General features: G+C 67.6%; 10 protein-coding genes and 2 pseudogenes. 8 read left to right on the top strand and 4 right to left on the bottom strand.

The features are described from left to right. Positions 1-654 precede the first annotated feature (654 nt). The 4 genes from ACGFZA_RS42155 (at position 655) to ACGFZA_RS42140 (ending at position 3,366) form a co-directional block, all read left to right on the top strand. The gene (locus tag ACGFZA_RS42155) at positions 655-834 is read left to right on the top strand and encodes a hypothetical protein (protein WP_393686380.1); all 180 of its coding nucleotides are present in this window, start codon (positions 655-657) and stop codon (positions 832-834) included. A 65-nt stretch (positions 835-899) separates the two neighbouring features. Next, the gene (locus tag ACGFZA_RS42150) at positions 900-1,361 is read left to right on the top strand and encodes a hypothetical protein (RefSeq protein ID WP_393686378.1); all 462 of its coding nucleotides are present in this window, start codon (positions 900-902) and stop codon (positions 1,359-1,361) included. 349 nt (positions 1,362-1,710) lie between these two features. Then, positions 1,711-2,487: a DUF6193 family natural product biosynthesis protein gene (locus ACGFZA_RS42145; protein WP_393686376.1), complete on the top strand. Its 777-nt coding sequence runs from the start codon at positions 1,711-1,713 to the stop codon at positions 2,485-2,487. Between the two features lie 525 nt (positions 2,488-3,012). Further along, entirely contained in the window at positions 3,013-3,366 is a 354-nt protein-coding gene (locus ACGFZA_RS42140; RefSeq protein ID WP_385288761.1) for a VOC family protein, read from the top strand. Positions 3,367-3,394: 28 nt separating this feature from the next. On the opposite strand, the pseudogene ACGFZA_RS42135 reads toward ACGFZA_RS42140, so the two are convergent. Next, positions 3,395-3,580, bottom strand: a pseudogene (locus ACGFZA_RS42135) (ATP-binding protein); the annotation flags it as partial. Between the two features lie 487 nt (positions 3,581-4,067). Between ACGFZA_RS42135 and ACGFZA_RS42130 the strand changes: the two are divergent. Beyond that, entirely contained in the window at positions 4,068-4,664 is a 597-nt protein-coding gene (locus ACGFZA_RS42130; RefSeq protein ID WP_393686374.1) for a suppressor of fused domain protein, read from the top strand. Positions 4,665-4,861: 197 nt separating this feature from the next. On the opposite strand, the gene ACGFZA_RS42125 is transcribed toward ACGFZA_RS42130, so the two are convergent. Beyond that, complete coding sequence (locus ACGFZA_RS42125) at positions 4,862-5,833, bottom strand: ISL3 family transposase (RefSeq protein ID WP_393686382.1); 972 nt, start codon at positions 5,831-5,833, stop codon at positions 4,862-4,864. 243 nt (positions 5,834-6,076) lie between these two features. Here ACGFZA_RS42125 and ACGFZA_RS42120 point away from each other — a divergent pair. Continuing rightward, positions 6,077-6,749 (top strand): annotated as a pseudogene (locus ACGFZA_RS42120) (transposase); the annotation flags it as partial. A 57-nt stretch (positions 6,750-6,806) separates the two neighbouring features. Here ACGFZA_RS42120 and ACGFZA_RS42115 read toward each other — a convergent pair. After that, on the bottom strand, positions 6,807-7,685 hold the full coding sequence (locus ACGFZA_RS42115; RefSeq protein WP_385288767.1) for a sigma-70 family RNA polymerase sigma factor: 879 nt from the start codon (positions 7,683-7,685) through the stop codon (positions 6,807-6,809). Positions 7,686-7,779: 94 nt separating this feature from the next. On the opposite strand from ACGFZA_RS42115, the gene ACGFZA_RS42110 reads away from it, so the two are divergent. After that, positions 7,780-8,229: a carboxymuconolactone decarboxylase family protein gene (locus tag ACGFZA_RS42110; protein ID WP_385288769.1), complete on the top strand. Its 450-nt coding sequence runs from the start codon at positions 7,780-7,782 to the stop codon at positions 8,227-8,229. Positions 8,230-9,371: 1,142 nt separating this feature from the next. Beyond that, positions 9,372-9,713 carry a hypothetical protein gene (locus ACGFZA_RS42105; protein WP_393686371.1) on the top strand — a complete coding sequence of 114 codons (342 nt, stop codon included), beginning with the start codon at positions 9,372-9,374 and terminating at the stop codon, positions 9,711-9,713. 1,190 nt (positions 9,714-10,903) lie between these two features. Here the strand turns inward: ACGFZA_RS42105 and ACGFZA_RS42100 are convergent. After that, on the bottom strand, positions 10,904-11,101 hold the full coding sequence (locus ACGFZA_RS42100; RefSeq protein WP_393686369.1) for a DUF6221 family protein: 198 nt from the start codon (positions 11,099-11,101) through the stop codon (positions 10,904-10,906). Positions 11,102-12,147: the final 1,046 nt, after the last annotated feature.

Below are 12,147 nucleotides of genomic sequence, written 5' to 3'. Positions count from 1 at the left end.
GGGGACCCTGTGGGAGAGTAGGACGCCGCCGAACTCCTTTTATGAAAAGCCCCGTGCCCTTGTGGCACGGGGCTTTTCTGCGTTCCCGAACAGAATGGTGTGTCCGACTGCCGATGCCGACTGCCGGCTGGTGGAGGGATCGACGGCACCTCTTTCACGTCTTCATCCCCCCGTCTGCGCTCCGGACGCCGTCGTGCACCAGCCGGTGATGACTGGCCTCGACCGATTCCTTCGACGCCGCCGACCAAGCCGTCCTGCTCCCGCGGGACCGGCTCATTGCAGAATGCGGGACAGCCGAGAGCCTTCCGGCCGCGTCCGGACGATCGCAGACTCGGTGGTGCGGCAGACCCGGCACTGCGGTTGCAGCCCGTTTGCCCCTCCGCCTCGGCGCGACTGGTAGAGGGGGATCTCTGGGCGTATGGGTCGTCAACCAGATCCACCTGCCTGTCCGGAGCCTCATGCATCTGTGCCCTCATTGGCAATCGTTCTGTCCGGCTCGGGCCCGCGCTCCCTGGCCGAGTTCCTGGCGGCCCGGCGCCGTGCGGGCAGCACACCCCCGCGCCGCCTGGCCACCGACGGACAGACCCTGCTCGTCCCGGCCCCACCTGCGCTGCGGCCATACGTATCCCTGCGATCCGGTCGGACGCGGACGCCGTGATCAATCTCGACTTCGACGAGCAGGGCCGCCGCATCGGCATCGAGGTGTTGGCCGCCGGTTCGACATTGCGCGAGTACCGGCTCAAGTCCCTGGATCGGCTGGACCGTGACGGCTCAGGAACTGTTGAGCACCGTCCAGCCGACTACCGCGTCCAGCTCGTAGCTTCACTGCTTTGACCGGATAGGTTCGGCGGGTTGGGGGGCGAGGAGTGGATCGTGGCGGAGGGCGGGGAGACGGGCCGATGAGTGACAACTACCTGACGGTGATTCCCACTGATCCGTACTGGCAGCCCGGTGAGGACGCGGCGGATCGTGCTGCGGCAGCGTTGGCGCACATGCTCCCCGACGACGATGCCCGTCGTGGTCTGGAAGCCAAGTGGCACGACAGCGTCGAAGTGGTCTGGTGCGGCGCCAACCTGGAGAGGATCTCCTGCCCGCATTGCGGTACGGAGTGTGCACCCGGTTGGTGGGCCGAGGCCGTCTCGGAACGTTACGACGAGGGCTTCCCGACGCTTGTGGTGACGGTTCCCTGTTGTGACGTCGAGACGTCGCTCAACGGGCTGGTGTACGACTGGCCGATGGGGTTCGCGCGCTTCAGGATCGAGGTCCTGTATCCGAACCGGGCATGGCTGACCGACGAGGAACTGGCCACTCTTGCCGATGCGCTCGGACATCCCCTGCGACAGATTCTCGTCCATATGTAGTGCCGCGAGGGAGGCGCGTTGGTGCAGTTGGGCTGAGGCTTTGTGGAGCCGCCCCGCCCCGGCGGAGCAACGCTCAAGACCTGCGGATCGACCTCGGGCTGAGCGTGCAGGGCGTACCTTCCCGAGTGATCGATTGATGGTCATCGAGTAGGCCGGTGCTGCGAACACCGGTCGGTGGCTTTGTTCACCGGCTCGGAAGGCAGCTGGTGGTCGGCCGTGCCGTGGTTGTTCACGAGAAATGGTTCTGGCTCAATTTCCGTGGGGGGCTGACTGAGTGTGATGTCGGTAGCTCCCCAGGCCGCGAGCAGCGGACAGCCGGAGTCACGTGCCCACGGCCTCGCTGCGACGTTTGATCGCCGTTCTCTTGGCGGCGTCGCGACGGCAGACTGTGAAGGTGGACTCTGACCTTTACCCTGATCTGGCTGCTGCGGGCAGCCTGGCCGCAGCGCTGGAACAACTGGCGGCCGAACTCGGTACCGATCTCACAGTGGTACCCGGCGGCTGGGGCCCACGCGTTTCGGCGGGCATCGCCTCGTCGGTCCCTGAGCGCAAGCCGCTCTCCGTTCACATCGGGGCGGAGAGCCGCTGGTTCGGTGTCTCCGGCTGGAGTTACGGAGTCGAACTCATCACCGGAGCCACGCCCGACCTGGCGGATGTCGTCAGGGCCGGAGCGGCATGGGGGCAGGGCAGGAGCCTGCGGCAGCTGCGGACGGAGCTGTCGTTCCTGCGATCCAGCAAGCGGGCCGAAGCTCACGAACGTGGGCCGGCCGCGGTGGTGGAGCTGCAGTGGCGCACAATGCGGAAGCAGGCGGCCGATGAACCGGAATTCACAGGGTTCGGGGAACTCGTGGAAGCGGCTCATGCCGAACCACGGCTGCGACAGCTCTATGTATTCTCCAGCCACTGGACGCTCGGCTTCAGCTCCTGCACGGGATACCCATTCCGCGATGAGGTGGCCATCGTCCCGTCCCACGATGGCAGCCCATTCCGCGTGAAGAGGCATCCGCTCTCCGATGACGTTCTCGACGAGGCCCCCACAGCCGAGGAAGCCGTCGCCCTGGCAGTACGCCACCTCCCCACCGATCTCGGTCCGGCCATCGCGGGAACCGCCGAACAAGATGGCTGACGAGCGCGAACCACGTCACTGAAAGTCACCGGTCTCGTGACCAGTTGCCTCCCCATCAGACCGTCGCGGACGGGGAAATCCAACTGGCCGCCCACAACGGTCCGACCTGCGGTTCACGAGTAAGGCAGGACACGCTTGCGGAGGAGGTGAAAGCCGGCGCGGCCGAACATCTGGCGTTTGAGCATCTTGATTCGGTTGACGTGTCCTTCGGCCACGCCCGAGCTCCACGGCAGTTGGATGGCCGGCCCTGCCACTGCCCGCGGAACAGGTCCTCCGGGGTGGCTGCGTCAGCGAGGAGGTTGACGGTGGGGGAGGTCATCCGGATTTGGCGGCCGATCGCCCTCCGGCTGAGCCCGGTGGCCAGCAGTTCGTGGACGGTCCCATGGTTGGTACGGGTGCGGTCAGCAAAGCGATGTCCCCTCGGCCAGGGCGAGCTGGAGGAGTCTTCGAGATGACGTCACCGCGCGGGGCCCGCCCCTCGACGGAGGGACGGGTGGGCTACCGGTCCTGTCTATGCTCAGACCCATGGCACTGGAATGGGAACAGATCATCGTCGACTCCGCCGACCCCGTCTCTCTCGGGCGCTGGTGGGCCGAGGCTCTCGGCTGGGTAGTGGTCGACGAATCCGAGGAGGTCATCGAGATCCGGCCTGAGCCGGACAAGATGCCGGGGCTGCTCTTCGTGCCTGTCCCCGAGGGCAAGACGTCGAAGAACCGGCTCCACCCCGACTTCCGCCCCAACGACCAGGAGGCCGAGGTCGCCCGGCTGCTCTCCCTCGGTGCCCGGCACGCCGGCACCGTGCAGGACGAGCAGCCCTGGGTGACCCTCCTCGACCCGGAGGGCAACGAGTTCTGCGTCCTCAGCGAGCGGAAGAGCTGAGGGCGGCGGGCCGTCGGAGCCTCCCGGATCAGCCGGCCTTGGCGGGTTCCCCGGCTCTTGCCCGAGTGGAGGCGAGCCGGTAGGAGTCGGTGCCGGTCTCGATGATCGTGTCGTTGAAGGTCAGGCGGTCGACGATGGCCGGGCAGTGGCGGGGGTCGGTGAACGTCTTTGTCCATCCGCCGAACGACTCGTTGGAGGCGATGGCGACGCTGTTCTGCCCGGCGGAGGCGAACAGCCGGTGGAAGATCCGCGTGACCCTGTGCCGCTGCTTGCTCGGTGCATCAAGGTCCGCCGGCAGGATCCCGTCGATCACCGCCTTGTACGGATCCAGCGCCGACGGCAGCGGCGGCAGCGGCTTGCGCGGCTCCGGCCAGGCCAGTCCACCGCCTTGCGCACCGTCCGCCGGCCGACGTTGTACTAGCGCTCCAGCTCCCGCATCGTCACGCCAGCCCGGTGATCCCGCCGAATCGCCGCGTACAGCTCCATCTTCGACATCTGCGGTGTGACCAGGACCGTTCACCGAGGAACACCCCGATGCTGTCCCGACACGCCCCCACCGCCGTCAGAACTCGTGAGCATCACCCGACCGTGGAAACGGGCGCCTCCCAAACCCGTGGACAACCGCCGTCACGGCCGGGCTCTGGCTCAACTTCTGTGGACTCGTTACGGAGTGTTACTGACGAAGCCCCGGTGGCGTCCGCATGTGGGTGATCGTGCAGGCTGGTGACGTGGCCAGTCGCGTAGAGAAGTACCTCGCCCATCTTGATCGACTCTCCGGGGGACGTGAGCCGCGGTTCTTCCCGGTCGAGTCGACCAAGCAGGGGCTGGGTGGTGTGACGGAGATCGTGTATGACGGCCTACCGGAAGGGCTTCTCACGGCCCTCACCTACGGCTTGTCGTTGGCAGAACATCCGGAGTGGCAGTCCGGCTCGCCGGAACTCTGTCTCAGCGTGAACTCGACCAACGTGATCTGGGCCCACGCGGTGGGCTTCCTCGCGGAGCAGCCCCGTGGCACGCACCCCTTCAGCTATCGCAGCACCATCAACTTCGGCGAGCGAATCGTGCCCGAGTCGGAGATGACGGCATTCTGCGTGTTCGCGCCGATGGTCCTCGACAGAGATGACTACCTGGGCATCGACGTTGGCGTTCCGGGACACGAGGGTCACGACGTGATCAACATCCAAGGGATCTATCCCATCCACGAGGTGGAGCGGCAGTTCATCAACGAGCAAGGGCTTGAAGCCTTTTGGAAGAGCGATTGGGAACCCACTGACGTGCTGCGTCGCCCCGCAATCTGATCGGGGGAGGGCAGCAGCCCCGGTCTGGATGACTCATTAGATGGACAACGTCAGGCGAGCAGGACTCGCTTTCGCAGGAGTGCGAAGCCGGCTCGGCCGAGCATCTGGCGCTTGAGCATCTTGATCCGGTTGACATGGCCTTCGACGACTCCCGAGCTCCCGAGCTCCAGGGCAGGGTGAGGCCGGCGATGACGGCGTCACGGTCCCGGTCGATGCCCTTCGAGGACGGAGGTCCGGTTCTGCCACTGGCCGATGAACAGTCTCTCCGGCTCCGCAGCGTCGGCGAAGCGCTGGACGGTTCGCCAGGTCATGCCGAGCTGACGTTGGATCGAACGGCGGCTGTGGCCGGCTTCCAGCAAGGCGTGGATGGCGGCGTGCCGGGCCCGGGTCCGGTCGGCGAAGCGGTGACCAGTCGGCCAGGGCGAGCCGGCCAACTCCTCCTCCGGACCAGGTTCGGCCTCGCCTTCGGGCGCTTCTGGAACGAGAGAACGCAGGCAGCGGCGGTGCTGGGCGACGCTTCGCTCCGCGGCTTCGCTGAGGTTGTGCCACAAGTGCCACCGGTCGGCGACCTGGACGGCCTGGGGTGCTCCGGCGGTGGCGCCCTCGGCGAAGAACGGGGCCCGGTCCCGGCAGACAACCTCGATGCCGGGCCGCTGGGCCAGCCACGCGGCCAGGCTCGATGCCTCCCGGTCAGGCAGCCGGACGACCGGGCGGCGGGTTTCGACGTCCACGAGGACGGTGCCGTAGTGGCGGCCCTTGCGGGTGGCGTACTCGTCGACGCCGACCACCCTCGGCGCCGGTACTTCCGGCTCGGGCAGCGCGTGGACGAGCCTCAGGACCGTGCTGCGGCTGACCGGCGCTCCGAGGACACCGGTCAGGCGGGCGCCGGCCCGGCCCGCGAGTGCGAGTGCGAGACCAACTGTGGCCAGCGTGGATCGCAGCCGCTCGGTCCGCTGACCGTGCCTGCGGGGCAGCCCAGGTATCTGTTCCACACATGTGCGCCGTCCACAGGAGGCGTTCTGACAACTGAACCGGCGGACCCGTAAACGCAGTACGACGCTCCGCCCGGCACTGGGCACATCAGCGGGATTCCGCTGGTAGGAGCCGTGAACACGGCTCGACCACGTCCCACATCCCGGGCACTCGGCACCCGCCGCACTGCAACACACGTCAACGCGCACTATCGCGATGTTCACATCCACCGACAGCACCACGACATCGCCGACGGACGGCAGCAACAGCTCCTTCAACCGGAGCACGAGTTCTTCCACAACCCGGACTGTTAGCCATACTGCACCGGCAACTGCTCGTTTTCGGGCAAGTTCCCGAGCCGCCCAGACGACCTCAGTCGCTACTCAGCGTGCACGCACCACAAAACCTGAGCCAGAGCCACGGCTCTCGTGAATAGAGCCATCATGGGCGTGCGCGCGGACGGCACCAAGAAGCTGATCGCGATGTCCGTCGGCTACCGGGAATCGTCGGATTCCTGGGCGAGCCTGTTGCGGGACTGCCAGCGGGGCGGCACGCGAGCTCCCGTATTCGCCGTCGGCGACGCCACCCTTGGCTTCTGGAATGCGATCAACGAGGTCTTCCCTGAAACCCGCCACCGAAGGTGCTGGGTTCACACCATGGCCAACTGCCTCGACAGCCTCCCGAAGCCGGCCCAAGCCGCGGCGACGAAGGCCATCCAAGACATCTACGACGCCGAGGACCGCGAGTACGCGGCCACAGTTGTTGCCGCGTTCGCCAAGCAGTACGGCGCGAGGTTCCCCAAGGCCGTCAAGAAGATCGTTGACGACGAGGCCGAGCTGCCGGCGTTCTACGACTTCCCCACCGAGCACTGGATCCACCTGCGGACCACGAACCCCATCGAGTCGACCGTCGCGACGGTCGGGCTACGAAACGAAGGTGACCAAGGGGGCCGGCTCCCGAGCCGCCGCCCTGGCGATGGTGGTCAAGCTCGTCGAGTACGCCCAGAACCGCTGGGGAGCCGTGAACGCACCCCACCTCGTCGCCCTCGTCCGGTCCGGGGCCCGCTTCGTACGTGGTCACCTCGTCGAACGCCACGAAGCCTCCGCAGCCTGAAACAGGTCAGTGATCCACAGACCTTGGCCGCTTGGCGGCGACTGCCCCGGCAGGCACTCACGCAGGATCCGGCAGGTCCATCAGCGCGAGCTTGGCCGGGTCGATCACGATCGTGATGTCGGTGATCCGGCCGTCGACGACGGTGAACGCGAGGACCGAGAGCGGGGTGCCGTCCTCGCGCCAGGAAATGATCCCCGGGAGGCCGTTGACGAGCACCGTCCGCCCCTGAGTGGCTGCGCTGGCGGACAGTTGCGCGCCGGCTGCGACCTGGGTGGCGCCAAGGGTGACGACCACGCCGGACGGGGTGTCGACGGTCAGTTCCACCTCGGGGTCAAGTACCCGCAGCAACCCCTCGAAGTCGCCGCGGCGAGCAGCTGTCAGGAAGGCCTGGACCACCTCTCGCTGCTCCCGTCCGACGCCGGTCGGTCGCTCAGCCGTCCGCACCTTCCTGCGGGCGCGGCTGGCGAGCATCTTGGTGGCGGCGGTGGACTTGCCGAGGATCTGGCCGATCTCCTCGAACGGCACCGAGAACAGGTCATGCAGCACGAACGCCAGCCGCTCGCCCGGCCCGAGCGACTCCAGAACGACGAGGAGCGCGAACCCGACCGAGTCGGCGAGCACCGCGTCGTCCTCGGGAGCAGGATTGTCGTCGAGCGTCACCACGAGCTGGGACAGATCGTCGTCGTAGGACGCCTCCGGGCGGGACTGGCGCGATCGCAGGACATCGAGGCTGATCCGGCCGACCACCGTGGTCAGCCAGCCGGCGAGGTTGTGGATGGTCTCCGTGTCCTGGCGGGAGAGCCGCAGCCAGGCCTCCTGGACCACGTCCTCGGCGTCGGCGTGCGACCCGAGCATGCGATGGGCGACCGCGCGCAGTCGGTCGCGCTGGGCCTCGAACGTCTCGGCTATCAGGTCCATCGGGCTGGTGTCGGACATGTTGTTACCTTCCTCGGCTCTGCTCCGTCACGGGTGATGACGGGCCCGGAGGGGCGCGGGTAACCGATGAACCACCGATGAAGGGGTAAGACCGATGGAAGCACGTGTGAAGAGCCCGGCCGATCCCGACGTGATCACAGCAATCCAGCACCTGTACAAAGCGATTCACGCCGGGGGCGTAGACAAGCACCTGCTGTCGCTGGTCCATCTGCGTGTCAGCCAGATCAACGGCTGCAGCCCGTGCGTCTTCGCCACGATCCAGTCGGCGAAGCAGGCCGGTGAGACAGACGAGCGGCTGCACAACGTGGTCGCATGGCGCGAGACGCCCTTCTACACCGATGAGGAGCGGGCCGCCCTCGCCCTGACCGAGGCCGCCACCCGGCTCCAGGACGGCGCACCGGGCGTCACCGACGAGATCTGGGACGCCGCCGCCGACCACTTCAGCGAGGAGCAACTGGGCGCGATCACCTTGGAGATCGCGATGACCAACTTCTTCAACCGGATCAACCGCACGGTCCGGGAGCAGGCAGGCAAGACCTGGTGAGTCGGGCGGGGCGTCATCCCCCCCTGGAGGCCGCGCCTCCTCACGTCAAGGGATGACGCCCCCCCACAGACCGATCCGTCGCCCGTGGCGTCCGCCCGCTGGGCCCCACCCCGGTAGCTGCAGTGGGCGCCGGTCCCCGACCGCGGGTACACCGTGCCGACCTCACTCGGCAGGTCTGTGGCATTCATGACGGGTGTCCCGATCCACACGTCCTGACTATTCCTCGCCCCGGGCGGATGCCTTACTCGCTGCCGGGCGGGCTCGCTCCTCGCGCTGAGCGGCGGGTTCCTCGGGATGGCATGCGTGGGCGTTGTGCCACCGGAGGTAGCGGTGCGGTGCCTGGTCTGCGTGGGGTGGTTGCATGGCCGGAGTTGGCGATGGTGGACCTGCCGCAACCGGGTTCAGCGCTGCCCGGGCGTGCGCGGTGCCCTTTTCCTGTGGCTGACGCCCCACTGGGTGTTGTCGCCACCCGATTAGCCACCGCGGCGGTAGCGCGGCGCACCCCGCGAGTGCGATGCGGTTCGGCGGCGGATGTCGCTCGTGGTGCCGCTGGTCGGCCCAGCGGGGGCCTGGTCATCGCGGAGGCGCGTGGGTGGCCCTGGGCCTGCGGTTCGGAAGGCCGATGGCCAGCCCGGATGGCAAGGAGAACGTTCGTCTTGGTCGACACCACCGAGATCTACATCCACTGATACCGGGCCGCTCGAAGAGCGGGCTGGCCGCGTCGCTGAGGGTGGACCGCACTCCCGCATCGGCGGCCCGCCGGGCGTAATCCCGGGGCCGACCGGGCCAAGCTGATCAAGAGCTGGTTCCCCGAGCTCGTCGACCGGCGGCTGCGACAGATCACCTGGCCCGACATAGGCCAGCACCGCCACTACATCCCGGACTGGGGACCTATACGAGCTGGTCAGCGAACTCCAGGGCCGGTCCCTGATCATCACCAGCAACCAGTCGCCCAGTGACCGGCATCCGCTCTTGCCCACCCCTGTCGTCACCGAGTCACACCTGGACCGACTGATCAACACGAGCCGCCAGGTCATCATGACCGGCCCAAGAACCCGACCGCCAAGCCTGCGATCACCTAGGACCGCGCCCCGGCGGGCCAGGCCGGCGAGGATGTCGGTCCAGGATGAGATCGTTCCCGCATGGCCCACACGGACGAGGTAGAAAACGACGTCGAGCATGCCGTCATCGCTCACTATCGACTGGCCGATGACGGCCTCGGCGAGCCAAGCCAACGGGCAGTCGTCCGCCAGTCCCAGTCCCTGCTGACCGAGGCAATCGAGCAAGCCGACGTCGGCGAGTTCGACGGAAACGAGTACGGAGGCGGCGAGGTGGTCCTCTTCGCCTACGGACCGGATGCCGACGCACTCTTCGCTGTCATGGCACCCATCCTGAACGACCTGCCGTTCCGGCCGGCGCACGTCGTCTTGCGCTACGGCTCCGTCGATGACCCATCGGCTGCCGAGCATCGCGTCGACCTCTGACGAGACGACGAGTCACCAGCCCCCAGCCCCCAGCCAGACGGGCACCCGAGGAATTACGTGCACTTACCCCTGGGGAATTACGCGAACGTCCACAGGGCCAACTCGTCGAGTGCGAAATCCCGGCCCGGGGGCGGGCTCCAGGACCTCCTCGATGGGGTCAATCTCGGCGTCGCGCTCAGGGGCGGGCGACTCCTTCCACGTCTTGGTAACCGGAAGATGCCGCGGCGGCCAGTGGGCCACGTATCGCCTTGCGGTCGATCCGGATCCCGCGGCCGTGAACCGTCCCCAGGTAGGTGGTGAGTTTGCGGATCGACCAGCAGGTGATGTCCCCGACCGGGCTCGGTCGGGCAGCGTTGGCCGTCTGGACGAGAAGTCCTCGCCGTCGGATCGAGCAGGCGGGGACGGCCTCCGCCCACCGAGAGCCCCGGCAGGCCGGGGCTCTCGGTGCACGGGAGGATCACGTCCCGGACGGTGCCCTCGCCGGCCTGACCCAGTTTCGCGACCACTGACCCTTATGGAGGGTCCGACGTGCTGACTGAAGGCGGTTCAGCCCACCGCAGCTGATCTCCACCCCTGCGCGGCAGGCGTGCCGAGGGCCTGGAGGTGGGCGCGTTGCTCCGCGGTTGCTGGATAAACTCCGGAGGTTTGCGCGGGCCGTCACCCCGGGACGACGAGAGTGCTGCTGCCCGGGGGCCTTCCTGCGGCGAGACCGCGGACGACGCTGCGCCAGCCTTTCACCACTTCCCCTCTCTCAGGCAAGTACGCACGCGTTCTGCGCCGCTCTCGCCCACATCGAGGACTGCGAGCCGGTCGGCAGGGTCTACGGCCACCCGCTTGCCCCCGATACGGGCTGGTGGGACGAGCTGACCGAGCCGGTGCCCGACGAACTGCGAGGGGAAGACGGACACCGCGCGTGTTTAGGCTGGTGGAACTGGCCGTGCGTGAACACTGGCGCGGGCAGGGCATCGTGCGGCGTCTGCACGAGGCGCTGCTGGACAGCATTGAGGCAGAGCGGGTGCTGTTGAACGCCACCCGGGCAGCAGGGCAGCAGGGCAGCGTCAGCTGCCTATCGGGCGTGGGCATACCGCAGGGTCGACGAGGCGCGGCCGTGGGGGACGAACGTCGACCTGCTTCAGACCTGTCGGGGGAAGTCGGGGCGGTCGGCGTAGGGCGACGCGAGGTCCCGTAGGTCATCGCAGGGGCCAGGGGTCGCCGTCGAACTGACAGTCGTCGCGGTCGTCCCACGGCAATTCCGGGTCGCCCGCTGCCGGGCTGAGGGCGTGACGAGCCAGGATGCGTGGCTTGGCCCCGATCTCACGCAACACACGGGCAGGGTCGTGCAGAGCCACATGCAGGGCAACCGTGGGGTCGAACCCTGCGAGATCCATCTGACAGAAGTCGACCGTATGTCCATGGGCGGACCACCTCGGTCTCAGCCTCGGCCTCCGCCTCCGTCGCAGCGCCGGGCCAGCTCGGCCTCCTCGTCGAGTCGAGCCTCGAGGAAGGTCACCAGGGCGTCACTCACGGGGACACCCTCGACGATGTGCGGGGCAGCGGCACTCGCGTCCTCGTAGTGCGAGCGGTCCTCCGCTCAGCATCCCGAACCATCGGGAAAACGTGGCCACCCGGATTCCACTGGCCGGCAGGGATCAGGTGCTCAACTCCTTCGTGGGCCTGGGCGATGGTGCCGGCAGACGTCACGGCCAGGGTGCCGCAGCAGCCGGGGCGGCCTCGGCTGCTGCGATTACAGGGCCGAAACGTCATGCAGGTGTCGACACCCCCGCCTGCGACTACGAGCCCCACCCCACTGCTCCGAAATCCTGATCGCCCGCACGAGCCGCAGCCTCATCTGGGAACTCACCAGCAACGGGCCACCGGCCCGACGTGCTCCGCCACCATCCATCGCCGTGCTGCGTGGCCGCAGACGGCTTCGGCCCGTGGCACCCATGAGCGCGTCGTGCACCCAGGACCACTCCTCGACGCGGTCCTTGGCTGAAGGCGGCGCGCCACCGGGTGATCGCCGGCGCGTGCGACCGCTGCCGGGGGCTGGGTCCCGGCAGCGGTCGTAGCGCCCGACCTCACGAACCTGAGGCCCGAATCCGCCGGCGCCTTGGGCGTAGGTATCGTTGCTGCACAGGTCGGCCAGGACCAGCTGGAACCAGCAGGGCCTGGCGGCGCCCGCGTGACACGCTGTCAGTCGGCTGACAGCACGACGACGGTCAGTCCGACGACGGGTCGTCAGGTCTGGCTCGGCAGTGGGAATCAGGGCCGAAATACTCTGATAGAGTTGACCTTGTTGGAAAGGGAAGCGCGAAAGCGAAGAACTGGAAAACGAAAACGCGAGGCCCGCTTCGACCGGGAATCGGACACGAAAGAGTCTGATAGAGTCGGAAACGCAAGACCGAAGGGAAGCGCCCGGAGGAAAGCCCCAGAA

The organism is Streptomyces sp. NPDC048211 (genome assembly GCF_043202315.1).
In the GTDB taxonomy this organism is placed as follows: Bacteria; Actinomycetota; Actinomycetes; order Streptomycetales; family Streptomycetaceae; genus Streptomyces.
This window is presented reverse-complemented; position numbering and strand designations above follow the sequence as displayed.